Annotated in this window: 22 protein-coding genes and 1 tRNA gene; 5 read left to right on the forward strand and 18 right to left on the reverse strand. The window is 67.0% G+C overall.

Annotation, left to right across the window (positions count from 1 at the left end):
• Positions 1 to 5: 5 nt before the first annotated feature.
• The 7 genes from QNN99_RS13695 to QNN99_RS13725 all read right to left on the reverse strand — a co-directional run bounded on the left by QNN99_RS13695 (position 6) and on the right by QNN99_RS13725 (position 7,564).
• Positions 6 to 863, reverse strand: a complete 858-nt coding sequence (locus QNN99_RS13695; RefSeq protein WP_229967038.1) for an ABC transporter ATP-binding protein — start codon at positions 861 to 863, stop codon at positions 6 to 8.
• Positions 860 to 1,864 carry an ABC transporter substrate-binding protein gene (locus QNN99_RS13700; protein WP_229967040.1) on the reverse strand — a complete coding sequence of 335 codons (1,005 nt, stop codon included), beginning with the start codon at positions 1,862 to 1,864 and terminating at the stop codon, positions 860 to 862. The genes QNN99_RS13695 and QNN99_RS13700 overlap by 4 nt, the downstream gene beginning before the upstream one ends.
• Positions 1,865 to 1,896: 32 nt before the next feature.
• A complete protein-coding gene (locus QNN99_RS13705) occupies positions 1,897 to 2,985 on the reverse strand; it encodes a FecCD family ABC transporter permease (protein ID WP_229967042.1) in 1,089 nt (362 codons plus the stop codon).
• A 184-nt stretch (positions 2,986 to 3,169) separates the two neighbouring features.
• Positions 3,170 to 3,859, reverse strand: coding sequence for a dihydrofolate reductase family protein (locus QNN99_RS13710; RefSeq protein ID WP_229967044.1), 690 nt, complete (start codon positions 3,857 to 3,859; stop codon positions 3,170 to 3,172).
• A gap of 43 nt (positions 3,860 to 3,902) precedes the next feature.
• Entirely contained in the window at positions 3,903 to 4,640 is a 738-nt protein-coding gene (locus QNN99_RS13715) for a hypothetical protein (RefSeq protein WP_229967046.1), read from the reverse strand.
• Between the two features lie 170 nt (positions 4,641 to 4,810).
• Positions 4,811 to 5,896 carry a PQQ-dependent sugar dehydrogenase gene (locus QNN99_RS13720; RefSeq protein ID WP_229967048.1) on the reverse strand — a complete coding sequence of 362 codons (1,086 nt, stop codon included), beginning with the start codon at positions 5,894 to 5,896 and terminating at the stop codon, positions 4,811 to 4,813.
• A 48-nt stretch (positions 5,897 to 5,944) separates the two neighbouring features.
• Positions 5,945 to 7,564 (reverse strand): FAD-binding protein, encoded by a 1,620-nt coding sequence (locus tag QNN99_RS13725; protein ID WP_229967050.1) that lies wholly within the window; start codon positions 7,562 to 7,564, stop codon positions 5,945 to 5,947.
• A 111-nt stretch (positions 7,565 to 7,675) separates the two neighbouring features.
• On the opposite strand from QNN99_RS13725, the gene QNN99_RS13730 reads away from it, so the two are divergent.
• From QNN99_RS13730 to QNN99_RS13740, 3 genes are read left to right on the forward strand one after another with little or no spacing between them, the layout of a single operon-like run.
• The gene (locus tag QNN99_RS13730) at positions 7,676 to 8,287 is read left to right on the forward strand and encodes an acyl-CoA-like ligand-binding transcription factor (RefSeq protein WP_229967052.1); all 612 of its coding nucleotides are present in this window, start codon (positions 7,676 to 7,678) and stop codon (positions 8,285 to 8,287) included.
• Positions 8,287 to 8,865 carry a GNAT family N-acetyltransferase gene (locus QNN99_RS13735; RefSeq protein WP_231712906.1) on the forward strand — a complete coding sequence of 193 codons (579 nt, stop codon included), beginning with the start codon at positions 8,287 to 8,289 and terminating at the stop codon, positions 8,863 to 8,865. Before QNN99_RS13730 ends, QNN99_RS13735 begins: the two co-directional genes overlap by 1 nt.
• 22 nt (positions 8,866 to 8,887) lie before the next feature.
• Positions 8,888 to 9,151, forward strand: a complete 264-nt coding sequence (locus QNN99_RS13740) for a hypothetical protein (protein ID WP_229967056.1) — start codon at positions 8,888 to 8,890, stop codon at positions 9,149 to 9,151.
• 42 nt (positions 9,152 to 9,193) lie between these two features.
• Here QNN99_RS13740 and QNN99_RS13745 read toward each other — a convergent pair whose 3' ends face one another.
• Entirely contained in the window at positions 9,194 to 11,962 is a 2,769-nt protein-coding gene (locus QNN99_RS13745; protein WP_229967058.1) for an ATP-binding protein, read from the reverse strand.
• A 226-nt stretch (positions 11,963 to 12,188) separates the two neighbouring features.
• Between QNN99_RS13745 and QNN99_RS13750 the strand changes: the two genes are divergently transcribed.
• Both QNN99_RS13750 and QNN99_RS13755 read left to right on the forward strand, forming a co-directional pair.
• The gene (locus QNN99_RS13750; RefSeq protein ID WP_229967062.1) at positions 12,189 to 12,773 is read left to right on the forward strand and encodes a small multidrug efflux protein; all 585 of its coding nucleotides are present in this window, start codon (positions 12,189 to 12,191) and stop codon (positions 12,771 to 12,773) included.
• Between the two features lie 55 nt (positions 12,774 to 12,828).
• On the forward strand, positions 12,829 to 13,470 hold the full coding sequence (locus tag QNN99_RS13755) for a hypothetical protein (RefSeq protein ID WP_229967063.1): 642 nt from the start codon (positions 12,829 to 12,831) through the stop codon (positions 13,468 to 13,470).
• Between the two features lie 63 nt (positions 13,471 to 13,533).
• Here QNN99_RS13755 and QNN99_RS13760 read toward each other — a convergent pair.
• The 10 genes from QNN99_RS13760 to QNN99_RS13805 all read right to left on the reverse strand — a co-directional run bounded on the left by QNN99_RS13760 (position 13,534) and on the right by QNN99_RS13805 (position 24,188).
• Positions 13,534 to 13,607, reverse strand: a tRNA-Pro gene (locus QNN99_RS13760).
• Positions 13,608 to 13,723: 116 nt separating this feature from the next.
• A complete protein-coding gene (gene der / locus QNN99_RS13765; protein WP_229967065.1) occupies positions 13,724 to 15,280 on the reverse strand; it encodes a ribosome biogenesis GTPase Der in 1,557 nt (518 codons plus the stop codon).
• 203 nt (positions 15,281 to 15,483) lie between these two features.
• Positions 15,484 to 16,185 (reverse strand): (d)CMP kinase, encoded by a 702-nt coding sequence (cmk, locus tag QNN99_RS13770; RefSeq protein WP_229967075.1) that lies wholly within the window; start codon positions 16,183 to 16,185, stop codon positions 15,484 to 15,486.
• Positions 16,182 to 17,291: a prephenate dehydrogenase gene (locus tag QNN99_RS13775; protein ID WP_229967077.1), complete on the reverse strand. Its 1,110-nt coding sequence runs from the start codon at positions 17,289 to 17,291 to the stop codon at positions 16,182 to 16,184. The genes cmk and QNN99_RS13775 overlap by 4 nt, the downstream gene beginning before the upstream one ends.
• Positions 17,292 to 17,294: 3 nt before the next feature.
• On the reverse strand, positions 17,295 to 18,548 hold the full coding sequence (locus tag QNN99_RS13780; protein ID WP_229967079.1) for a pseudouridine synthase: 1,254 nt from the start codon (positions 18,546 to 18,548) through the stop codon (positions 17,295 to 17,297).
• A gap of 23 nt (positions 18,549 to 18,571) precedes the next feature.
• Positions 18,572 to 19,207 carry an SMC-Scp complex subunit ScpB gene (gene scpB / locus QNN99_RS13785; protein ID WP_229967081.1) on the reverse strand — a complete coding sequence of 212 codons (636 nt, stop codon included), beginning with the start codon at positions 19,205 to 19,207 and terminating at the stop codon, positions 18,572 to 18,574.
• Complete coding sequence (locus QNN99_RS13790) at positions 19,185 to 20,159, reverse strand: segregation and condensation protein A (RefSeq protein WP_442860532.1); 975 nt, start codon at positions 20,157 to 20,159, stop codon at positions 19,185 to 19,187. Before QNN99_RS13790 ends, scpB begins: the two co-directional genes overlap by 23 nt.
• Before the next feature lie 5 nt (positions 20,160 to 20,164).
• The gene (locus QNN99_RS13795; protein WP_229967083.1) at positions 20,165 to 21,064 is read right to left on the reverse strand and encodes a ParA family protein; all 900 of its coding nucleotides are present in this window, start codon (positions 21,062 to 21,064) and stop codon (positions 20,165 to 20,167) included.
• A 1,018-nt stretch (positions 21,065 to 22,082) separates the two neighbouring features.
• Entirely contained in the window at positions 22,083 to 22,463 is a 381-nt protein-coding gene (locus tag QNN99_RS13800; RefSeq protein ID WP_229967084.1) for a VOC family protein, read from the reverse strand.
• Positions 22,464 to 22,808: 345 nt separating this feature from the next.
• Positions 22,809 to 24,188, reverse strand: a complete 1,380-nt coding sequence (locus QNN99_RS13805; RefSeq protein WP_229967086.1) for a cation:dicarboxylate symporter family transporter — start codon at positions 24,186 to 24,188, stop codon at positions 22,809 to 22,811.
• Positions 24,189 to 24,253: the final 65 nt, after the last annotated feature.

A 24,253-nucleotide genomic window follows, 5' to 3' on the forward strand; every position in this document is an offset into this window, starting at 1 on the left:
CGCAGTCAGGTGCTCCTGGCCCGCGGCCCGGGCACCCGAACCGGCGTCGGAACCGGCGTCGGAACCGGCGTTGAGCCTGGAGCCGGGGTCAACGATTTGAGGGGCCGGAAGACCAGCTGGAAGCCGTCTTCGAGTTCAAGCCGGCGGACGGAGACGCCGTAGACCGGTTCCAGGTGCTCCGGCGCCAGGACCTCATCCGGCGTGCCCGCGGCTGCCACCCGGCCCGCTTCCAGCAGCAGGATCCGGTCGCAGTAACGTGCCGCAAGGTTCAGATCATGCAGGACAACGATGACGGTCCGCTCCTCCCGCACGGCCAGGGACCGGACCAGGTCGAGCACCTCGTGCTGGTAACGCACATCCAGGTGGTTGGTCGGTTCATCCAGCAGAAGATGCGTCGTCTCCTGGGCCAGGGCACGGGCGATGAGCACCCGCTGGCGCTCACCGCCCGACAGGCTGTCGAACGCCTCACCGGCCAGCTGGAGCGCACCCACCTGGGTCAGAGCCGAGGCCGCTATCTGCTCGTCGGCGGGGCCCCTGCGACCGAACCCGGAGCGGTGCGGGGTCCGGCCGAGCAGCACCATGTCCGACACCAGCAGGGGCAGGTCAGCCGAAACCTCCTGCACGACGACGGCGACCCGCCGGGCGATTTCGCGCGCCGACAGCGACGTAAGTTCCTCCCCGTCAATCAGCACCGTTCCGTTATTGCCCGCGAGCGAGGAGTACAGGGTGCGCAGCAGCGTGGTCTTGCCGGACCCGTTGGGCCCGACGAGACCAAGGACCTGCCCGTGCGGAGCGTCAAAATCGACAGCCTCCAGCACTGCGCGGTCGCCGAATGCGAAGCCCACCCCGCTGGCGGAAATCACCGCTGAAACCGCTCCACAATGCGGGCAAGGCCGTCAATCACCAACGGACTCGACGGCTCGGTGAAATTGAAGGGCTGCACGAGGATCTGGTCCTCTCGGACGGCGCCGATCGCGCCGGCTCCGTTCAGTCCGGTGACCGACTCCTTCACCTTCACCGGATCCCCGTCGGAATAGAGCAGAACCAGGACGTCCGGATTGCGGCCGACCAGTTCCTCGGCGGTCACTTCGAAGACGCGTTCCTCGACGTCGGCAAAGACGTCGGTGAATCCGGCCGCCTCGAGCTGCGGGTGGGCCATGGACGACGTTCCATAGGCGTACGGAACGCCCCCGCCGATCGTCGGATACAGGACGGCCGCGGTGCGTTTCTCGTTCGGATCGACGTCCGCCAGCACCTCGGACAGCTGCGTTTCCAGGCGCGTCACGGCGGCCTCGGCTTCCTCCGGGACGTCGAAGATGCTGCCGTAGGTGCGCATCTGCTCAAAGATGCCGTCAAAGGACGGGTCTGCCGGCGGCACGGGGCACAGTCCGGGTTCCTCCATCAGCGGGATGCCGGCAGCCGCCAGGGAGTCCCGGCTGACGTTCGCTGCCTCCCCCAGGACGATCTGCGGCCGCTGTGCCAGGACGGCTTCCTTGGAAATCTGCAGATGTCCGGAGGCATCCAATTCGTCGCTGAGCATCGGGATCTGCTCCAGCTCAGCCCATGTCTTGTCGTCGTAGTAGCCGCGGGGGTAGGCGCCGGCGCGCGCAGTGATGACGTCGTCGAGCACTCCAAGCTCGTGCAGGTACGGCACCGCGGCGGACCTCAGCAGCACTCCCCGTTCCGGCCGCTGCTCGAAGACGACTTCCGTGCCGCAGTTCTCGACAGTGACCGGGTAATTTCCGCCGGCAGCGGCGGCAGGCACGTTTCCCTCTTGGTCCTCCGCGGCGCAGCCGGACAGGCCGATCGTCACTACGACCGCCGTGACGAGGGTACCGGCGCGGGTGCTGAGGGAACGGGACATGGTGCCTCTTCTGGTGCTGGTGGGTTGCTGGGTCATGCAGCGGGACGCATTCGGCGAACGAGCCAGAGCAGGAACGGAGCCCCAAGCATTGCGGTCACGATGCCGACGGGCAGCTCGCGCGGTTGCAGCAGCATGCGCGAGAGCAGATCGGCCCAAAGGAGGAAGACCGAGCCCAGCAGGGCGGCGGCCGGTATGGACCAGGCATGAGCGGCCCCCACAAGGCGGCGGGCCAGATGGGGAATGACGAGGCCGACGAATCCGATGCTGCCGGCAGCTGCCACGATGAAGCCCGTACACAGGGATACGAGGACGAGCAGCTGGGTTCGGAACCGTGTCGGCCGCACGCCCAGAGCCAACGCTGTTTCGTCGCCGATGGCCAGGGCATCCAGCCGGCGCGCCCACAGGACCAGGATTGCAGTCGTGAACGCAACGACGGCCCCCAGGGCGGCCAGCGGTGTCCCCCACTGTGACAGGGCGAGGGAACCGAGCAGCCAAAACATTACCGAGCGGGCGCCCTCGGCCGAGCCGGAGGTAAAGATCAGGAAGCTGGTGAGGGCGGACAGTGCGTATCCGGCCGCGACTCCGGCCAGCAGCAGGCGGACCGAAGTAATCCGGCCGGCGGCGCGCGCCACAACAAAGACCAGCAGTGACGCTGCGAGCGCACCGATGAAGGCGCTGCCGGCCAGGGCATGCTGCCCCAGACCGGCTCCGAAACCGAACAGGATGGTTGCCGCGGCGCCGGCGGAAGCACCTGAATTGATGCCGAGCAGATAGGGGTCGGCGAGCATGTTGCGGACCATGGCCTGCAGGGCCGCGCCGCAGACGGCCAGCCCGGCGCCCACTGCCACGCCCATGAGCACGCGGGGCAGGCGCACATCCCAGACGATGACATCGGCAACGGAGCCTGCCCCGGGCGCACCCGCACCGGTCAGGTGGCTCCACACCACCCGCAGCACGTCGCGCGGTTCAATCCATACCGGGCCGATCGCCACGCCGAGGACCATGCTGACCAGGAGCGCGGCGGCCAGGGCCGCGATGAGCACCGTGTTGTTCCGCCGGCGTTTCCCCCGCCGCAGTGGATCGGGGCCAAGCAACGGTGCCGTGCGGATAACTTTGGACACACTCACCCCTCATGACGACCACCTTGACCTCCGAGCCTACGCAACTACGCCGTGGATCCGCCTGCGCCGCGACATATCGTGATGCACCCCACACGCGACCGGCGGTCGACGGGATTCAGCTGCCCGTGCGGAGGCAACTGATGTGCGAACCGCCGTCCGGATCTCTCAGCGGTCCCCCGGGGCATCAAGCGGATGGTTGCTGACCGTGTTCCGGTTCCGCCCTGGCCAGCTGGATGTGCACGGCGTTCTCGCCGGCCGTCATCCCGGTGGGCTCGTAGTACGGGATGCTGCCGTCCGGGCCGGCAATGTCGTCCAGCAGCCGTTCACCGCTGCCGAGCAGGGTCGGAATGACGGCGAGGTGGATCCTGTCGATAAGCCCTGCCCGCAGGTACTGGCGGATCGTGCTGATTCCCCCGCCAATCCATACGTCCTTGCCCTCTGCTGCGGCCAGCGCCCGCTGCCGGGCCTCCTCAATTCCGCCGGTGACAAAGTGGAACGTGGTGCCGCCGTCCATTTCCACTGGCTCCCGCGGGTGGTTCGTCAGCACGAACACGGGGTGGTGGTAGGGAGGGTCCTCTCCCCACCACCCGTTCCAGGTCTCCTCACCGGCCCACGGCCCGCGCACCGGTCCGAACATGTTCCTGCCCATAATGGAGGCGCCGATGTCAGTGAACTGAGCGCGGACAAAGCCATCGTCAATGCCTTCGCCGCGGCCGTCCATTCCGAAACGGTCAGCGAACGTGCGCGTGGCGAATATCCAGTCGTGGAGCGGTTCCGCCCCGACGCCAAGGGGATTGGCCAGGCTCTGGTCCGGGCCGGCACCGTACCCGTCGAGTGACATCGAAAATCCGTCGATCCGCAGCATTTGGTTCATGATGCTTCCTTTCCGGGGCGCGGCAGTCCCAGCGTTTCCTGCTTCAGGAGTGCACCCGGTAGAGAATCGGGTGCGGCATTACACCGGCCGCGCTGAAGGTCGCCAGCACGAAGTACCGAAAGGAGCGTTTGAACATCAGCACAGGCAGCACCTGCCGCAGGGTGTCCCAGCGGCAGTGATTGATGATGGGGAACGGAGAGTGGCTTGCCTCGTCGGGAAGGATGACCGTCGAGTTGTCCAGGCCGGTCTCCTGTTCGAACCAGCCAGCCGTGTACTGCCAGGCGTCGAGCGTCGCGTGCGCACTGGGACCGGTAAAGAAGTTGAAGAGGAACACGCCCCCGGACCGGGGATCGACCGGGCCCATCCTGCGGACGTTGGAACCGGCGATGACCAGCCGGACCGAGTTCGAAGCCGCGGGGTTCTCCGCGGTGATGCCGTCGGCGATCTCCCGGGCGCGGGCCGGCGAGTCGGTTTCCACCAGGAGGACGACGTCGTACGCCGCAGCGGCGCCCTGCCCCTCCCGCGGTTGGCCCGGCGGACGCACGAGCCCCGCGAACACCGTCGCTGAACGGACCTCAGGCGCTCCCCGCAGAGTCTCGGCCCGGCCGGACAGCCTCGCCAGCGCCCGCTTGCGTTCCGCACCCCGCCTCGGCAGGGGAATTTTCCAGGCCCCGGTGGAGACCGCCAGAATCACGAACCCGGCGGAGGATGGCTCAATCAGCGATACCTTGCGGGCGACGCCCCTCAGCGGTTTTCCGGATGCTCCCACGTCACCGTTCATGGTGCCCTCCCACCGCGCGCACCGGGAATGCCGGCCGCGCTCCGTTCCATTGCTTGGACCGGGACAGTACGGCACGCAGGATCCGGAGTCGAGCGTACGGGCGCCGGGTGGGCGGCGGAAGAACTTCTTTGCCGGCACGACGGCGTTCCGCGGGGTGCCTCCCCCCGGGCTCAGCCGCCCTGTTTGACGCTGAGAACCAGGAGGCGGTCGTCCCCGGCCCCCGGGGTGCCGCGGCCGTCGGTGTTGTTGGTGAGAATCCAGAGCCTGCCGTCGGGGGCGGTGACGGCGTCCCGGAGCCGCCCGTACTCGCCGGCCAGGTGTTCGGCTGAGCTGCCGAGGTCATCCAGGGGCACCTCCCGCAGCCGTTCCCCGCGGAGATTCGTGATGAAGATTGCCCCGCCCGCAACCGCTATGCCGCTGGGGCTGGCCTCCCCCGGCTCCCACTGCTGCAACGGGTCGGTGAATCCATCCTCGCCGGCCATCCCTTCGACCTCGGGCCAGCCGTAGTTCCCGCCGGGCCGAATCACGTTCAATTCATCCCAGGTGTTCTGCCCGAACTCACTGGCGTAGAGGGTGCCGGCGCTGTCCCAGGCGATGCCCTGCGGGTTGCGGTGTCCATAACTGTAGACAAGGGACCCGGGGAACGGGTTGTCTTCCGGAGCATCGCCGTCCGGGGTCATTCGCAGAATCTTGCCCGAAAGCGCGTCAAGGTCCTGTGCGCTGCCGCGTCCGCCGGCGTCTCCGGTGGCGGCGTACAGCATGCCGTCGGGCCCGAACGCTATCCGGCCGCCGTTGTGGATGGGGCCGGACGGAATGCCCTCCAAAACGGTCTCGGCGGGGCCCAGGGCCAGCGAGCCGGATCCGCCGGTCAGCTCGCGGCGCTCAATGCGGTTCTCGCCGCCCGCGGTGAAGTAGGCGTAGAGAAACCCGTCCCGCACGGTTATGCCAAGGAGCCCGCCTTCTCCCCGCCCGGCGGCATCATCGATCACCGCCACCTCGCGGGCGGCTCCCGCATGGTCGAGTTCCAGGATCCGGCCGGAGTCGCGTTCGCTGAGCAGCGGAACTCCCTCATGGAAGGCGATCGACCAGGGTGCGTCGAGGCCGGCAGCGAGGACCTCGGGTTCGCCGAGTTCCGCGGCACCGAGGGACGACCCCGGCGAAGCGGACGCGGAGGTCCGCTCCCCGGGGCCGTCAGGTTCGGCGGTGCAGCCGGGCAGCGCCGTGAAGGCGAGGGCCGCGGCCGCCAAGCCCGCCATCCGGCGTCGCCGTTTCCTTCTGGGGCCCATGTGCCGGACCTCCGTCTCCTAGGCCGCTGATGCTCCCGGTTTGGTTGCCTGCAGAGCTGCGTGGGCGCCTGCCCGCCGGCCGCTGAAGAAGCAATCGGCCAGCGAAAGACCGCTGATGTAGCTGTTCGAGCACACGCCCACCGCGTTGCGTCCGGCGGCATACAGGCCGTGAATCGGTGTCCCGTCCTCCCGTTTTACAAGCCCTGATGCTCCGTCGACAAGAAGGCCGCCGAGCGTCAGGCCCGGGATGGGCAGGAAGGGTGAGGAGTCGTCCGAGATGTTGAAGGCGCGGAAGGGCGGCTTCAGGATCGGCTGGCAGAGCTCCGGGGCCTTGTGCGCGGGGTCGCCCTGGCCGGAGGCTATGCCGGCGTTGTACACATCGACGCTTTTCTGCAGCCCGTCCGGGTCCACGCCGATCTTCGCCGCGAGCGCGCTGACGGTCCTGGCCGTTTTGTGCCCGAGCGCAAACAGGTAGATCACCTGCAGCTTCTGGAAGATCTGGGTCTGCGACCAGAACTGGCGCCGCGCTTTGTCCCAGCTCACGGCGTCGTACACCGCCCAGCCCTTGCCGCCGAAGTTCCGCATCATCACATCCCCGTGCGTTGCGCCGTACAGGTCCTCGTTCTGGATCCGCTGTCCGTCCAGGCCCACGGTGATGCCCTCGATAAAGGCACTGGGCGGTGACAGGAACCGCCACGCGGTGACGTTGCCCATCCGTGCCACGTCTCCCCCGGCGGTCACACCGAGGGTGATGCCGGCGCCGTCGTCGGCGGGCGTGCCCAGCGGCGAGATTTTCGTGAACTGCGGAGCATACTTCGCCACCCACTCCTTGTTGTAAATGAACCCTCCGGCGGCCAGGATGACGGCCGGGGCCCGCACCTCCCGCGCCTCCGCCCCGCCGTCCCACAGCCGCTCTATTTTTGTCACCGTCTTCTTGACCAGGTCGGGGGCAAAGTTGCCGATCTTCCCGGAGCGCTTGGTCAGCTTGCGATGCTCCGCAGCGTTCGGATGGGACTCGTCCAGCACGCGGTACTTCAAGCCGACGACGGCGCCGTCCTCGATGATCAGATCGGTCACCTGGGCCAGCGGAATGAAAGTGACCCCCTTGCGCACCGCTGACTCGGCAAGTTTTGTCCACAGCACTTTGCCGGAGGCCAGTCCCTTCGCGACCGTTCGGTGGCCGCGCGGTGCCGGCCGGGCGGACTCGTTGTACGGGTAGGCCTTTTCGTTGCCGGAGTAGTACAGGTAGTGCCGGTCGGTGGGGTAGGACGTTTTGTAGGAAGGAACGCTTCCCGCGAAGGATGCGCCCTGCTTTTCGAGCCAGGTGATCATCCCCGGGCTCTGTTCGCAGAACCGGCGCAGGGTGGACTCGTCGACGGCGTCGCGTGCCTCCTGCCTGAGGTAGGCGTACAGGTTCTCCGGGTCGTCGTCGTAGCCGGCTTCGCGCTGCTGTGCCGTGCCGCCGCCGGCGTACACCACACCGCCGGACAGCGCACTCGCGCCGCCGCCGTAGGCACGGTCCAGAACCAGGACCCGCGCCCCGTTGTCAGCGGCCTCGATCGCCGCCGCTGCGCCGGCACCGCCGAATCCCACCACGACGACGTCGAACCGGTCAGTGTTGCTGCCTGCTGCGTTCACTGCTTCTCCTCATTGAGATGTGCGGTTCAGCGCTCTGGCTGCCACCGGGAACAAGATTGTGACAGAGTATGCCTTAAAGAGCGGCGGAGAGGAACAGGTAGCGTGCATCCGATGGAAGATCCACCGCGGCGGGGCCGGCCCCCGCTGGCCGACACCGCGGATCTGCGCGCCAAGGCGTTCGGAGTCATCCTGCGCCTGGGATACCAGCAGTCCTCCATGAGCCGCATCGCCAACGAGCTGGGAGTCAGCGTGCGGACGCTGCACCGCTATTTCCCGGCGAAGGCGGACATCGTCTGGGGCGGCATCGAGACTTCGCTGGAGGCCCTCGGCCGGGGACTGCGTCACGCCGACCGCCAGCTGCCCCTCATCGAGGCGATCACCGCCGTCGTTGTGGCTGTCTTTGACCAGAACGAGGAGGAAATCCCGGTCGATCGGGCCCGCCTCCGGCTGATCGCCACGACGCCCGAGCTGCGGGCCGCCCGCACGGAGACCTACGAGCTGTGGAGGGAGGAAATTTCCGAATTCATTGGCGCCAGGCTGGGCTCGCCGGCCGGCAGCCTCACGCCCCGGGTGATGGGGGCGGCTGTGCAGACGACGGTCTCCGAGGCCCTGGCCTGGTGGGCGCTGCACGACGCCGCCGACAGTCCCCGTGACGTTGTCGCCCGGGCACTTCGGGGCTTCGACGCCGTGACCGCACTCCCGCCAGGGTCCCGGGAGCGGTGATGATTGAGGTGCATCCGGCCACGGCCGACCGGTTCGAACACGTTTCAGCCATCCTGTCACCGGGAAGTCCGGAATCCGACGCGTGCTGGTGCCTGAGCTACCGGATTCCCAGCGCGGAGTTCCACGCCCTGACCGGTCCGGAACGTCCGGCCCGGCTTCGCCGCTGCGCGGAGGAGGGCACACCGCCCGGAGTCATTGCCTACGACGACGGTGAGCCGGCGGGCTGGTGCTCGGTCAGCCCTCGCGCCAGCCACCACAGGCTGACGCGCTCACGGACCATTCCGACCGTGGACGAGATCCCGGTGTGGAGTGTGGTGTGCTTCGTTGTCCGGCCCCCGTTCCGCCGCCGGGGCATCTCACGTCATCTGCTCGACGGCGCCATCGAGTACGCCCGGTCCCGCGGCGCTCCGGCACTGGAGGGCTATCCCATCGACCCCGGCGGCAGCCGGATCAGCGCCGCCCTCGCCTACACGGGCACGACCGGACTGTTTGAAGCGGCAGGTTTCGAGCGCGTGCTGGAGACGACGTCGAAATCCGGCGGCAGGACGCGCTGGCTGATGCGGCTGATGCTGAGCTGATTCGCCCGGACCAGTCGCGGGCGTGGGGGCCACCAATTCCACGGGCGGATGGTTCGGGCCTCGCGGCCTCGCCTCGATCGTCTTCGCGCTCCTGGCAATTCAGGAGCTCGGCGGGTCGGAGGTGGTCGGCACCGCAATTTCAGCCGTCACCTTCACCGTGCTGCTCAGCGTGCTCGCGCACGGCATCTCGGCGGGTCCCATCGGAGAACGCTACGCCGCCCGCCACGGGGACAGTGAACCGGCAGACGAGGATCCCCGTCCTCGATCGCGGCGCCGGATCGACTAAGCGGCAGCCCACTGGATCCCTTGTGCTGCAAAGAGCCACGGGTCATCGGGGAAGGGGCAGCTCCCGGAGTTGCCGGCGGGAGGTAATACCGACCTTGCGGAAGATGCTGCGCAGATGGGCGTCAATCGTGCGGGGGCTGAGAAAGAGCTCTGTAGCCACTTCGCGGGAGGTTGCGCCGGTGGCCACCAGACGCGCGATGTGCACCTCCTGGGCAGTGAGCGCATCGGCCGGCTGAGCGGTCCGCTTGCGCGGGTGCTCGCCGGTGGCGCGCAGTTCGCGGGCCGCGCGGGCGGCGAACGCCTCCGCGCCCATGTCCAACAGCAGCCCGTGCGCGGTGCGGAGCTGTTCGCGGGCGTCCTGCCGACGACCCTCACGGCGAAGCCACTCGCCGTAGACGAGGTGGGTGCGGGCCAGATGGGAGGCCATCCGGCAGCGGGCGAGCTGCTCGATCGCCTCGCGGTACTGCTCTTCGGCGGCCGGCCCGGTGCTGCTCAGTGCTTGTGAACGCGCCGCCAGACCGAGCCCCCACGGGGTGCCGCTGGCGAGGGCCCGGGAGGTGAGCTGCTCCAGCGCTTCGGCCGCACTCTCCGGCCGGCCGGAACGGCAGGCCGCTTCAATAAATTCAGAATGGGCGAGGTTGTTGAACCTCCACGCTTCGGATTCGAAGGCCCGTTTCGCCGCGGCATAAGCCGCAGGGTAATCACCCAAACCGTTGTGCAGCACGGCCATGGCGTACTGCGCCAAGGATCCCTCGGTGTCGTGCGCAGGTCCGGCCTTCCGGACAATGGCCGCGTGGACCTCGGCGGTCTCGGTTGGACGGCCGCGCCAGGCAGAGAGGGCGAGCTGCGCGTGGAGCAAAGGCACAGCCCCGGTCGCTGTCGCGAATGCGTTCTGCTCGGCAGCCCGGGCGAGCTCACCGGAGAGCACCAGCATGATGGACTGGCCGAGAAGCGCGGCCGGGAGTGTGGCCAGGGCGCCGACTTCCCGGGTCAATCTGACATTACGGATTGCCAGCGAGTGAAGTGACTCGTCGTCGAACACCGACATCGCAGTTCGGCTGGCGAGCCACCCCCATCGGCAGCCGTTGGTGCCGTCCACCGCGTCAGCATCCGGCTCGTGAACGAAGGCCTCCAACGCCCTCCGCCGTCCCGGCACGCCGGCCGTATAACCCTGCGTGAACGTCGCCACCAGCCCATCAAGCAGCAGATCCACCGGCCTCTGCGGCCATGTCGGGGCTGGCGCCGTCCGGGCGGCCTCGGTAACCTCCGGGATGGTACGGCCGCGGCTGAAGTTGCCGGTGACAATCGCCGCTTCGAGCGCGTGCAGGTAGGTCTCGCGGGACAGCGCCGGATCCAGCGGGGCGAGGCTCCGGGCGGCGTCCAGCAACAGTCCAGGCCCGTCGCCGTCCCTCACGAGATGAAACGCGATCCGGGCGCGCAGCAGTTCAAGGCGTGCCTGCTGTAAGGCATCGAGCGGACCGGCCCCGGCGACCCTCAGCAGTTCCAAGGCAGCCTCGGACGCACCAGCCTCCTGCTTGGCATGCGCAGCCTCCAGCGCCCGGCCCGCACGGACGGCAGGATCAGGGGTCAGCTTGGCCGCCTGCTCCATGAACGCCGCTGAAGCGGCCAGCCCGCCGCGGGCCCGCGCCCGGCCGGCCGAGCGCACCAGCTCAGCGGCGGCATCCTCATCCATGCCCAGCACCGCCTGCGCGCGGTGCCAGGCGCGCCGCTCAGGGTCTGCGTCCGAATCCGTGGCGGCAGCCAGCGCGCCGTGCGCACGGCGACGCTCCAGCGGGGTGGCCGCCCGATAAATCGCCGAACGCACCAGGGGATGACGAAACCGCACCTGGGTATCGATCGCCAGAAGTCCGGCGGCTTCCGCGAACCCGGCCGCTTCGAGGTCGATCCCCAAGTGCGCGGCCGCACGGCGCAGCAGCGCCACCTCGCCGGTCGGATCGACCGCGGCGACCAGCAGTAACGCTTGCGTCGGCGCTGGCAGGCTCTCTGAGCGGCGCCGAAAGGTGTCCTCGATCCGGTGCGTGGTGCCCGGCAGCTCGGGCAGCTCGAACCCGCCGGCCAGCCATGCCGCCGGCGCGCTTCGGGCCAACTCCATTAGCGCCAGAGGGTTGCCACAGGCCTCGGCGATGACACGGTCGCGCACCCCGCTGTCCAGTGGTGCGTGGACGGCCGCGACCAGCAATGCCCGCGCGTCGGTCTCGTCGAGCCGGCCCAGGCAGACGACAGGTATACCGTCGAACATGCCCATGTCGCGGTCGGTGGGGTCCCGCAGCGCGAACACCAGCGCCATCCGCTCGGCCGCCACCCGCCGCGCCACGAACGTGAGGACCTGGGCGGAGGCCTCGTCCAGCCACTGGGCATCGTCGACCAGGCACAGCAGGGGCCCTTCCTCGGCGACCTCGGCCAACAGATTGAGGCTGGCCAGCCCTATCAGGAACCGGTCCGGAACCGTACCGCTTTGCTGCCCGAACGCCACGCCCAGAGCGGTCCGCTGCGGCTCGGGCAGGGCACCAACGTGGTCCAGGAGAGGTGCACACAACTGATGCAGGCCGGCAAAAGCGAACTGCGTCTCGGACTCCACCCCGACCGAGGACACCACCCGGAACCCCGAGCTCTCCGCCGCGCCGCTGACGTGCTCCAGCAGCACCGTTTTACCGATACCCGCTTCCCCGCGCACCACGATTGCCCCGCTTAGCCCGGCCCGTGCCCGGGAGAGGAGGTTATCGACTGCTGCGCGCTCGGCGCGCCGACCCAGGAACTCCACCAGTGCCGCTCCCTTCACAGCATGCCGCACAGCTTGTCGGCACCTATTAGGCCATTCCCACCCGCATTAGGCAATTCCCACCCACGCAAACGAAGTCGATCAGACCCAAGCCGGTAGGCAGAAGCCGGCGGAAACGCAGCGACTTCCACCGACGCGAAGGCACCTCCGCCGGTGGGAATCTGAAGACACGGTTTCTGTTGGGGCAGGTTCAAAATCGCACTAATCCACCACCCGCACCAGAAAGAGGTCCCAAATCATGAACCCTATTCAGGAACTAGTCATCAACTTCCAGGAGCTTGCGGCTCAGGTCCCCGAGATCGTCCGGCCCTTCATCGTGATGCTGGCCGGGGCCGTTCCGTTCATCGAGACCGAGGGGGCCTCCGTGATCGGCCTACTCGGCGGCCTCAACCCTATCGTTGCCGGAATCGCCGCCGCCGTCGGCAATTTCCTGAGCGTGGTCCTTGTGGTGCTCTTCACGTCGCGGGCCCGCACGGCCGTCACGAACCGCAACAGGGGCCGAGTCGAGATGCCTCTGGGCGCTGCGCGCGTCCCGGCCTCCCCGGGTGCCGGCGGTGCCACTGTGCTCGAGGAGACGGCTCCGGCCAAGCCCGAGTCCAAGGGCCGGCAGCGCTTCATGAAGTGGCTCGTCCGCTTCGGCGTCCCCGGCGCGAGCATCCTGGGTCCGCTCGCGATCCCGACCCAGTTCACCTCCGCGATTCTCGTCGCCGGCGGAACCTCCCGAGGCTGGGTACTGCTCTGGCAGGGGGTGGCGATCGTCCTTTGGACGACCGTCGCCACCGTGTCATTCTGGGCGGCCCTTACCTTCGTCGTCGGGGTCTAAACCAGTGGCAGCCCGGACCTCCCCGGGGTCCGGGCTGCCCTCTGAAAGGAACACCATGGCACCGCATAAGACACTGAAGCCAGGAGACGGCCATACGCTGCCGCGCTTTCGCTGGTGGCAGCTGTTCACCCGTTCCCTGCTGCACCTGCACCTCTCCGGCGAAGACGGGGAGCTGCAGACCTGGTCCGTTGATGTTCGGCACGGCGGTGATGAGGATGGGGAGGCATATGTGCGGCTCTACCGCAACGGCATCAATAGAGCCCAATCTTCGCTCCCTGCATCATTCCCGGTGCCGGGCGGAACCATCGAGGTTGAGGTCAGCGGCTTCGGACTCAAACGCAGCCACTACGTAAGGCATGACGGCTCGGAACAGCAGCTGGTACCTGATCCCGCCTCGGCCGAAGGCCGGCGTGCCCGCCTGCAGCAAACCAACCCGGCGCTGAGCCGTGGTGTGGGCGCCGCGTCGGTGATCGTCCTTTTGTTCGCACTCGTGCTGGGCGTGCCCCAGGCCGTCGAACAGATCACGCTGTTCCCACCCATCGCGGAGAACGTGGGCACGTTTTACAGCCCCTTCACCCTTCCGGCTACAGCGAACATCGGGCTTGTCCTGGCAACGCTCGCAGCGAGCACGGAGCGGGCACTCCGTCTGCGATATAACCGCATCCTTGACGGCGGCTTTTTCGGAGGCGATGACTAGGTTGCTTTACGGCACTTTAAACGACAAAAGCCCGGCAGAACTTTCGTTCCGCCGGGCTATTTGTCGGGTTGACAGGATTTGAACCTGCGACCCCCTGACCCCCAGTCAGGTGCGCTACCAAGCTGCGCCACAACCCGCTGCTCGACCGGTTTGTTTCCGGCCGAACCAACTCGAATACTCTACATCATTGCTGCCGCTTTCCCGAATCGGGAACGCCCCGGAGGCCACACCGGCCTCCGGGGCACCACGGGGACTAGCGGCTCATCTTGCCGCGCTTTTCACGGACACGCATGTTGACCTCGATGGGAGTGCCTTCGAAGCCGAACGTCTCACGCAGGCGGCGGGTGATGAACCGGCGGTAGCCCGGGTCCAGGAAGCCGGTGGTGAAGAGCACGAACTTCGGCGGGCGGGAGGACGCCTGGGTGCCGAAGAGGATGCGGGGCTGCTTGCCGCCGCGCACCGGGTGCGGATGGGCCGCGACGAGCTCGCCCAGGAAGGCGTTGAGCTTGCCGGTGGGGATGCGCTTGTCCCAGCTCTCCAGAGCGGTGTCCAGGGCGGGAACGAGCTTGTCCTTGTGCCAGCCGGTCATGGCCGAGATGTTCACGTGCGGGGCCCACTCAACGTGGGCCAGGTCGCGCTCGATCTCGATCTGCAGGTAGCGGCGGCGTTCGTCGTCGAGCAGGTCCCACTTGTTGAAGGCCAGCACCAGGGCGCGGCCGGACTCGATGGCGAGCTGCAGGATGCGGACATCCTGCTCGCTGAGGACTTCGTCCACGGCCAGGAGCACGACGGCGACCTCGGCCTTTTCCAGGGCGGACTGGGTACGCAGCGAGGCGTAGAAATCGGCGCCCTGGGCCATGTGCTGGCGGCGGCGGATACCGGCGGTATCCACGAAGCGCCAGGTGCGGCCGCCGAGCTCGATGAGCTCATCAACCGGGTCGCGGGTGGTGCCGGCGGTGTCGTCAACGACCACGCGCTCGGTACCGGCCAGCTTGTTCAGCAGCGAGGACTTGCCCACGTTCGGGCGGCCGATCAGGGCAATGCGGCGCGGGCCGCCGGTCTTGTCCAGTCCGCCGTAGGCGGAGTACTCGGGCAGCACGTCCATCATGGCGTCGAGCATGTCGGCGGTGCCGCGGCCGTGCAGGGCCGAAACGGGGTACGGCTCGCCGAAGCCGAGGCCCCAGAGCTGTGAGGCGTCGGCCTCGTTCTGGATGTCATCGACCTTGTTGGCGACGACGACAACGGGCTTGCCCTTGCCGCGGAGCATCCGCACCACGGCTTCGTCGGTGGCGGTGATGCCGACCGTGGCGTCAACCACGAGCAGCACGGCGTCAGCGACGTCGACGGCAACTTCGGCCTGGCCGGCCACGCGGGCATGGATGCCGCGGGCGTCGTGCTCCCAGCCGCCGGTGTCGACAAGCGTGAAGTTCACGCCGTTCCAGGTGGCCGGGTAGGCCACGCGGTCACGGGTAACACCGGGGGTGTCCTCGACGACGGCTTCGCGGCGGCCCAGGATGCGGTTCACCAGGGTGGACTTGCCGACGTTCGGCCGTCCCACGATCGCGACGACGGGATCCTGGCGCAGCGGCGCGTCTTCGTCGTATTCGTCGAAGCCGCCGGCCAGCAGGGCAGCGTCGTCTTCGTCGAGTTCGTAGTCGTCCAGACCGGAGCGCAGCGTTGAGGCGCGCAGCTCGGCTTCGGCGTCGTCCATGTTGGCCAGGCGTTCGTTAACCTGGTCCTCTCCGGCCGGAATGTACTCTTCCTGGCCCGTCTCGTCGCCGGCGGTGCCGGAATATGAGGAGTTAGTCATTTTTGCTTTCTTTCCGTTGAGGTCTGCAGCACTGCAAGCAGGCCGTCGCCGGACAGTTCAGCCCGGTAAGTGTTTTGAGGGGTTCCGCGGGTGCTAACACCGCAGTTCCACCTGTCCATTGAAACACGTACGGCACCGGCAGGGCATTTGGCCCTTCCGGTGCACGTCCGCGAGGTTATCCCCCGTGTATCCCCCGTGGGGGCTTAGTGTGTGCTGGCGTACACCACGTCCAGCACGGCCTGGACGGTTTCTTCAAAGTCCAGGTCGGAGGAATCGATGGTGACCACGCCGTCGGCCGCCTGCTGGAAATTCACCACTGTGGAATCCTTGGCGTCGCGCGTGAGCACCTGTTCCTTCAGCGCCGCGGCGCTCTGCGTGCCGCCCAGCTGTACGCCGCGGCGGCGAAGCCGGGCTTCCTCGGAGGCGGTGAGCAGGATGCGCACTTCGGCGTGGGGCGCGACGACGGTGGTGATGTCCCGGCCCTCGGCCACGATCCGCAGGCCGGAGTCGGCGATCAGCTGCTGCTGGCGGCGGACCAGCTCGGCGCGCGCGCCCAGCGTGGTCGCGACTGCACTCACCGAGGAGGACACCGACGGCTCGCGGATGGCGTCCGTCACGTCGCGGCCGCTGACGCGGACCCACTCGGCATCCGGGGAGGTGCTGAGGTCAATGTCGGCGTTGCGGGTGGCGGCTTCAACAGCCACGGCATCCGTGAGATCGATGCCGGCCTCCATGCAGTAGAGCGTTACCGCCCGGTACATGGCCCCGGTGTCGAGGTACGCCGCATGAAGCCGGCGCGCGGCTTCCCGGCTGATGCTGGATTTCCCCGATCCCGAGGGACCGTCGATGGCCACCACCAGGGGCTTTCCCAGCCGGAACAGGGCCGGATTACGTTCTGTGCTCACTCCACTACCTTCCACCCGCGGGCGCTTAATTCATGCACCAAGTTGTGCACGCGGCTGGGCAGCACGGATATTTCCGCCCGCCCCACCTGCTGGCCGGAGGAATGCTCCAGCCGAAGATCTTCCAGGTTCACGCCGATCTCGCCGATCTCCGTGAGGAGCCGGGCGATCTGCCCCGGAGTGTCATCCACCAGGACGGTGAAGCTGACGAAAGACTGCGGCGGCGCGCCGTGCTTGCCCGGAATCCGGGCCTGCCCGGTGTTGCCTTCCGAAATCAGCTGGGCCATGTCCAGCCGGGCGCCGTCGGCCACCGGGTCCTCCAGGGTGGAGATGAGCCGGTTCAGGTCATCGCGCACGCCGTAGAGGATTTCCACCAGCCGGGGAGCGTTCCCGGTCAGGATCTGCACCCACAGCTTGGGATCGCTCGCCGCGATCCGCGTGACATCGCGCAGGCCGTTGCCGGCCAGCGCCATCGCCTGCGCGGGTGTCTCCTGCAGCCGGCTGGCCACCAGCGAGGACATGATCTGCGGCAAATGCGAGACGAGGGCCACCGACTGGTCGTGGTCCTCGGCGCTCATGCGCGAAACCACCGCACCGAGATCAATGGCCAGCGCCTCCGCGCACTTGACCGCCTGCGGCGAGCTTTCAACGCTGGCGCAGATGACCCAGGGCATGGAGGTGAACAGCTCGCCGAGCGCGGCAACCGGCCCGGACTTTTCCCGGCCCGCCATGGGATGGGTGCCCACGTAGCGGCTCAGGTCAGCGCCGGAGGCGCGCAGGTCCGCGAGGACCGCGCCCTTGACGCTGGCAATGTCCACGACGACGGCGTCTGGCCAGTCCTTGAGGGACTGCCGAACCAGCGAGGCGGTGACATCCGGGGGCGCGGCAACAACAACGAGTTCAGGCGCGAAGCCCTCCTCCACCGCTTCGAGCAGCCGGCCGGCACCGATGTCCCGGGCCACCGCCGCCGTCGACGGCGAGATGTCCGACAACGCGACGTCGACATCCTGCGCGCGCAGCCCCAGCCCAATGCTGGTGCCGAGCAGGCCGGTGCCGATCACCAGGACGGGACCGGTCAGGTGCGTGGCGGAACCCTGTGCCGCGCCCACTGCCTAGAGGCCTACGGAGGCCAGCAGGTGGCCAACTTCCGTGCGGCCCAGCACGCGGATGCTGCCCTGGCGCTGGTCGTTCACGCGGATCGGCCCCACCTGGGTGCGGACCAGGCGCTCGACCGGGTGGCCGACGGCGTCGAACAGGCGGCGCACGATGCGGTTGCGGCCCGAGTGCAGGACAACCTCAACGAGCAGGTGACCCGGTGTGGAGTCCACCAGTTTGAAGGAGTCAACGTTGGCGAAGCCGTCCTCCAGGTCCAGGCCTTCACGCATCTGGGCGCCGACGCCGTGGGCCATCGGCCCGCGGACCTGCACCAGGTAGGTCTTGGGAACCTCGTAGGACGGGTGCGTGAGGCGGTTGGCCAGCTCGCCGTCGTTGGTCAGCAGCAGCAGGCCCTCGGTGTTGGTGTCCAGGCGTCCCACATGGAACAGGCGCTCGTGCTTGTTGGTGTTCTTCAGGAAGTCGCTGATGCACGGGCGTCCCTCGGGGTCGTCCATGGTGCAGACCACGCCGTTGGGCTTGTTGAAGACGTAGTACTTCAGGTTCTCGTCCAGCTGCAGGCGCATGCCGTCGACGTGGACGGTGACGTTCTGCGGATCCACGCGGACGCCGACCTCGGTGACGACTTCGCCGTCGACCTCTACGCGGCCTTCGCGGATCATGTCTTCGCAGACGCGGCGGGAGGCGACGCCGGCCTGGGCCATGACCTTCTGCAGGCGGATGCCCTCGGGGTCGTGGTGCTCGGAGATGGTGGGCTTGGCCGGGCGGCGGGTGTTGGTCTTCTTGACCGCTCCCAGGTTCTGCCCGAAGCGTTCGTTGCGGAACGCGCGGTCTCCGGCCTTGCGCTGACCGGCCTGGGGCCCGCCGGTGCGGGAGGAACCGCCGCCCTTGGTGCCGTACGGCTTGGCGGACTTGGGCGCGCCGGCCTTGTAGCCCTCGGGCTTGAACTGGCCGGAGCCGGCGGGCTTGGAGGCGCCGGAGCCCTTGCCGTCAAAGGCCTTCGAGGCAGCGGAGCGGAACTTCGCGGGACGGTTTTCCGGAGTTTCTTCGCGGGCACGGTAGCCGTTGGCGCGGAACTCACCGGCGCTCATTTCGGAGTCGCGGGGTCCGCCGGAGCGGCCGCCGGCGCGGGGAGCACCGGTGCGGGAGCCGGCAGGCTTGGAGCCCTTGCCGAAGGACTTGCCGCCGGCTGCTCCCCCGCTGCGCGGGTTGTTGCGGCCTGATCCGGATCCGGAGCGGGGTGCCTGTGTCATCAAAAGTCCTTCGGGTGTAGCGGTTAGTAAGTAGTGTCTTCAAATTCAGCCAGGTTTTCCAGCCCGGGCAGGTGCGGTGCGAGCCGCGGAAGTTCATTGAGGTCGCCCAGTCCGAGCCGTTCCAAGAAGTACGGCGTGGTCCGGTACATCATTGAGCCTGTCTCGGCTTCCACACCGGCTTCGTCGATGAGTCCGCGCTGGACCAGGGTCCGGGCAACGGAGTCAACGTTGACGCCCCGGATGGCTGATACCCGCGCCCTGGATACAGGTTGCCGGTAGGCAATCACTGCCAGGGTTTCCAGGGCTGCCTGAGTCAAACGTGAACTCTGGCTGCCCAGGACGAACTTCGAGACCGCGGGTGCAAACTCGGCGCGGGAGTAGATCCGCCAGCCGCCGGCCACATCCCGCAGTTCAAAACCTCGCTTTGAAGTAAAACCACGTACTGTGCCACCGGGTCCTCCCCCAGTATAACCGTCATACTCACGCCGCAATTCCGTCAGGGTGTCCTGGACGGCGGCGGCGGGGACATCCAGGACGACGGCGAGCTCCGCTGCCGTGACCGGCTCGTCGACCACCATCAGCACCGCTTCGACCGCGGCCCTGAGCTCTTCGGGTGCGGAATGAGGCGCTTCGGCCTCACCTGCTGGGTTCTGCTGCATGCTCCTCCAAGGACTCGGGAATGTCGGCCGGCTCGTGCCCGGGATTCCTTCCGGGTTTCACCGGCCAGGCGCCGGGTGCCGCTGCCCAGGCGATGAGCAGCTCGCCCAGCGGATCGGGCTGGTCGAAGGACACGGCACCGTCCCGGAACAATTCCAGGAGCGCCAGGAAACGGGCCACCGCAACCGAGCTGGCGGCGTCGTCCACCAATGCCGTAAAGGTGAGCGATCCCGCGGCCATCAGCCGATGTGCCACGATGTCTGCCTGTTCCCGCACGCTCACTTTGGGGGCGTGCAGGTGGGCCAGCCCCACGGTGGTGGGCGGCGGTTCCCGCGGAGTGAGCGCCTTGGTTGCCAGGGCAGCGAAGTCCTCCGGGCCGGTGCGCCAGATGAGGTCCGGAAGCATGGCGGCGAAGTGCGGCTCGAGGGCAACCTGCCGGGGGAAGCGCTCGGCTTCATCGACCAGCCGGGCATCCAGGATGGCCGCGATCTGCTTGAATGCCCGGTATTGCAGGAGCCGGGCGAACAGCAGGTCGCGCGCTTCGAGCAAGGCGACATCTTCGGCGTCGTCAATGTCTCCGGCCGGCAATAACCGGGCCGCCTTCAGGTCCAGGAGTGTGGCAGCAATCACCAGGAATTCGCTGGCCTCATCCAGGGCCCAGGACTGACCGTCAGCGTTGAGGTCCCGAATGTAGCCGATGAAATCGTCGGTGACGGCAGCCAGGGCAATTTCGGTGATGTCCAGCTCGTGCTTGGAAATCAGCCCCAGCAGGACATCGAACGGTCCGGTGAAGTTCTGCAGCCGGACCCGGAATCCGCCGCGGACAGCCGGGGCGGATTCCTGGTCGGGTGCTGTGCCGGGTGCTGTGCCGGGTGCTGTGCCGGCCGGGACTGTCGGATCTGCCGGCCCCGCCGGTGATGCTGCGGTGCCGGCCGGGGCGGAACTGGGTTCCACGAGCGTTAGGGGGCGCCGCCGCGGGAGATCAGTTCCTTGGCGAGGCGGCGGTAGGAATCAGCGCCGGGATGGTTGCCCGCGTAGGTGGTGATCGGCTCGGCGGCCACGGTGGCGTCTGCAAACTTGATGGTCCGCTTGATGACTGTTTCGAAGACCTTGTCGCCAAACGCTTCCACCAGGCGGGAGATGACTTCGCGGCTGTGCAGGGTACGCGCGTCGTACATGGTGGCGAGGACACCGTCGATCTGCAGCCCCGGATTCAGCCGATCCTGGACCTTCTCGATGGTTTCCACCAGCAGGGCAACGGCACGCAGGGCGAAGAACTCGCAGATCAGCGGGATGATGACGCCGTGCGCCGCGGTGAGGGCGTTGACCGTCAGCAGGCCCAGGGAGGGCTGGCAGTCGATGAGGATGACGTCGTAGTCGTCGGCGACCTTGCGGAGAGCGCGTTCCAGGACCTGCTCGCGGGCAACCTCGTTGACCAGCTGCACTTCGGCGGCGGAGAGGTCGATGTTGGCGGGAAGCAGGTCGATGTTCTCGATGCCCGTTTGGTGGATCGCCTCGCGGATATCCACCTTGCGGTCCATCAGCACGTTGTAGACCGTGAGGTCCAGTTCGTGCGGATTGGTGCCCAGTCCGGCGGAAAGCGCGCCCTGCGGATCGAAGTCCACAAGGAGAACCTTGCGGCCGGCTTCGGCCAGTGCGGCACCGAGGTTGATGGTGGACGTGGTCTTACCCACGCCGCCCTTCTGGTTGACCATGGCGATGATCCGGGCCGGACCGTGGGAGCTGAGTACCGGAGCTTCGGGGAATTCCGTCAGCGGGCGTCCGGTCGGTCCCATAACGGAATCGACTGCGTCCTGTGTTGCGTCCTGCAGAGTTGTTGAACTCTGATCGCTGCTCACGTAATAATCCACGCTTCCGTCTCTAGCTTTCATGCGGGCTGTCCTTGTCAAGATTACAACCGTGCAACACCTATACGGCGAATCGGCGCCGCGGAGCGCCGCGAGCCTTGACTCTCAGCTAGAGGTCGAACCTTGGGTGCAGGCGGGGTGGAGACGGGTGCAGACGGGGTGCGCCGTTCGCAGCATGTCCTCCCCCGGACGGCTCGCGGGGGCCGTCCAAGCTGGCTGCCCGCGCCGGTTCCTCGAGCCGGTTCCCCGAGCTTTCCCGGAACTTTCCCGGAGTTTCCCGAATCCGCATGGACCCGAAGCTTTCCCTGATCCGCATGGACCCGGGCTTCGTTTTCGCCAGACCTGCGAATCCAGCTTCTGAACCCGTCCCTGTCACTGGCTCCGATCGGGGTCTCGTCGCGTTCCGGTTTGCTGCCACTTTGGAAGATCCCTGCCGATCCGCAGTGGCAGGGATCTTCCAAACCGGTCGATTTATACCAAACCGGAGGGTTTTAGTCGGCCGGAGGGATTCAGCCGGCGGGCAAGGAGCTCTAGGGCCGGATGCCTGGGGTTAGGGACTGAGCGATAGCCACAACTGATGGTCGGGATTCCCTTCCGCACTGGTTCCCACTCTTTGAGCATTGGTGTTGCCCCTGTGGTCACACCAGCCTCATAAGTGCACAAACAGTGGGAACCCGTGCGCCCTAGATGGTTCGATGGGCGAAAAGTAGCTCCCAGGGTGCACATTTGGTGACTTGGCGAGGGACTCGTGCGCCGAACGGGCAGGCATGGTGACTTCGCGGCCCCGAAAGCCGCCATGTCTTTCGGGGCAGCTAATTTCTGCTGCCACTTTGGGAAATCCCTGCCGGTTCGGTAGATCCCTGCCACTTTGGTTGATCCCTGCCGATCCGCGGTGGCAGGGATTCACCGAACCGGTCGATTTATCCCAAACCGGAGGGATCTACCAAACCGGAGGGATTTCCGGCCGGGGCCACGCCTTGCCGGCCCGAGCCTTGCCTCCAGGCTGACGCTATCCGCGCTGGAAGAGGTTGAGAATATTGCCCTCGGTGTCGGTGAACCAGGCAGCCTTTCCCACGGGCATGACCACAAGGCCGTTTTCCGTCGTCAGTCCAGGGAAGTCGTAGTCCTCGAATTCGACGCCGCGGCTCCGCAGGTTGGCCATATCGCCCTCGATGTCACTGGTTTCCCACCCCATCGCAGTGTTCTTGGCGCTGCCAGCATTGTCGGTCTTGTAGAGCAGGAAGGTTGTTCCGTCCCCGCAGTGGAAAAGGAGGTTTTCCTCGTCCATGCTGTCCGGCGGATCCAGTTGAAGCACGTTCCGGTAGAAATTACTGGCCCTGGTCATATCCGCCGCAGGGAGGACGGCCATAGTGTTGAGGTCCTTCAGCAATTTGATCACTCCTAAGTTGCAGTCCCGGGGTTGCGCCTCCCCCGGGCGTGGTCCTCAAGGCCGGATGTCCACTTTTTCCGCCGCGCAATCCGCCGTGCATCCCCCAAGTCCCGGGCTCTTCGGCGGGTACCTGTGAAACCCGTGGAAGGGGCTGCACAGGGTGATACTGCAATTATGAGCGCCGCGCGGAGCCCTCGACAGACTTCTCGGCAACTCATTCCGCCCACCCGCAAACGGCACCGAAACGCCGCAGGGCGCCCCCCCCCAAATACTGCGGGAGCGCCCTGCGGCACGGGACCGGAGCTTCAGCTCCGGTCCCGGCACGGGTGTTACTGCACGGGAACCCTAGCGGGTGGCCGCAGTTGTCAGTTCCGGCTCGGCTGCGGGAGCAGCGGGCTCGGCGTGGCCGTCATCCATGGTGGACTCGTCGAACGGGCGTTCGCGGTTCAGCACGGCGTTGACCTGTTCCTTGTTGATTTCCTTGGTCCAGGTGCCGATCAGGACGGTGGCGACGGCGTTGCCGGTGAAGTTGGTCAGCGCGCGGGCTTCGGACATGAAGCGGTCGATGCCGACGATCAGGCCGACGCCCTCCACCAGGTCCGGACGGTGCGACTGCAGTCCGCCGGCCAGTGTTGCCAAGCCGGCGCCGGTGACGCCGGCAGCACCCTTGGAGGCAATGATCATAAAGACCAGCAGGGAGATCTGCTCGCCGATTTCCAGCGGCATGTTCATGGCCGAGGCCACGAACAGTGAGGCCATCGTGAGGTAGATGGCAGTGCCATCCAGGTTGAAGGAGTAACCGGTGGGTACGGTCACGCCCACCACCGGCTTGGAGATGCCAAGGTGTTCCATCTTGGCGATCAGGCGGGGCAGTGCAACCTCGGAGGATGAGGTGGAGAAGATCAGCAGGTATTCACGGCCGAGGTAGCGCATGAGCTTGAAGATATTCACGCCGGTGCAGAGCTTGAGCACGCCGCCGAGGACGATGGCGATGAACAGTGCGCAGGTGACGTAGAAGGCGATCATCAGCACTGCCATGCTCTTGATCGCTTCGATGCCGGTTTCGCCGACGACGGCGGCGATCGCACCGAAGGCGCCGATGGGCGCCAGCCACATGATCATGCCCAGAATGCGGAAAACCAGCTTCTGGATCTGTCCGATCAGGGTGAGGATGGGAGCTCCGGTGGAGCCCATCTTCTGCAGGGCGAACCCGACCAGCAGCGCCACGAAGAGGGTCTGCAGGATGCTCTCGCCGGTCAGCGAGGCCAGCAGGGTGGTGGGGATGATGCTCAGGAGGAAGCCGGCCATGCCTTCGGCGTCTTCGGCGACCTTCGGGGCGTCGGCGGCGCTGCCCGCAATGTTCAGGCCCTCGCCCGGGTCAATCAGGTTGCCGACGACCAGGCCGATGGCCAGCGCGAAGGTGGACATGACGATGAAGTAGCCCAGGGCCAGACCGCCGACCTTGCCCACTGTGGCTGCTTTGGCGATCGAGCCGATGCCGAGGACAATTGTGCAGAAGATGACGGGGGCGATCATCATCTTGATGAGGCCGATGAAGGCGGTGCCGACCGGCTTCAGCTCCTTGGCGAAGTCAGGCACTACCAGGCCCAGGGTGGCGCCGAGCACCACCGCGAGAATTACTGCGATGTACAAAAAGTGTGTTCTGTCCTTCTTGCGCGGACTCTTCGGTGAGTCGACGCCTTTGGGAATAGTGGCAGATGCCATGTGTGCTGCTCCTAGGCTTGGTTGCTGATCTCTCCCTGGGCGGCACCGAGACTGCGGTTCTCGCT

It is taken from the genome of Arthrobacter sp. zg.Y820, assembly GCF_030125555.1.
Classification (GTDB): Bacteria; Actinomycetota; Actinomycetes; order Actinomycetales; family Micrococcaceae; genus Arthrobacter_B.

Bases quoted from the DNA above. Each gene is read 5' to 3' on its own strand.
- QNN99_RS13720 (WP_229967048.1), bottom strand. From the start codon at position 5,896: ATGGCGGGCTTGGCGGCCGCGGCCCTCGCCTTCACGGCGCTGCCCGGC.
- QNN99_RS13805 (WP_229967086.1), bottom strand. From the start codon at position 24,188: ATGGCATCTGCCACTATTCCCAAAGGCGTCGACTCACCGAAGAGTCCG.
- QNN99_RS13700 (WP_229967040.1), bottom strand. From the start codon at position 1,864: ATGTCCCGTTCCCTCAGCACCCGCGCCGGTACCCTCGTCACGGCGGTC.
- QNN99_RS13735 (WP_231712906.1), top strand. From the start codon at position 8,287: ATGATTGAGGTGCATCCGGCCACGGCCGACCGGTTCGAACACGTTTCA.
- QNN99_RS13710 (WP_229967044.1), bottom strand. From the start codon at position 3,859: ATGAACCAAATGCTGCGGATCGACGGATTTTCGATGTCACTCGACGGG.
- QNN99_RS13730 (WP_229967052.1), top strand. From the start codon at position 7,676: ATGGAAGATCCACCGCGGCGGGGCCGGCCCCCGCTGGCCGACACCGCG.
- QNN99_RS13750 (WP_229967062.1), top strand. From the start codon at position 12,189: ATGAACCCTATTCAGGAACTAGTCATCAACTTCCAGGAGCTTGCGGCT.
- der (WP_229967065.1), bottom strand. From the start codon at position 15,280: ATGACTAACTCCTCATATTCCGGCACCGCCGGCGACGAGACGGGCCAG.
- QNN99_RS13755 (WP_229967063.1), top strand. From the start codon at position 12,829: ATGGCACCGCATAAGACACTGAAGCCAGGAGACGGCCATACGCTGCCG.
- QNN99_RS13715 (WP_229967046.1), bottom strand. From the start codon at position 4,640: ATGAACGGTGACGTGGGAGCATCCGGAAAACCGCTGAGGGGCGTCGCC.
- scpB (WP_229967081.1), bottom strand. From the start codon at position 19,207: ATGCAGCAGAACCCAGCAGGTGAGGCCGAAGCGCCTCATTCCGCACCC.
- QNN99_RS13780 (WP_229967079.1), bottom strand. From the start codon at position 18,548: ATGACACAGGCACCCCGCTCCGGATCCGGATCAGGCCGCAACAACCCG.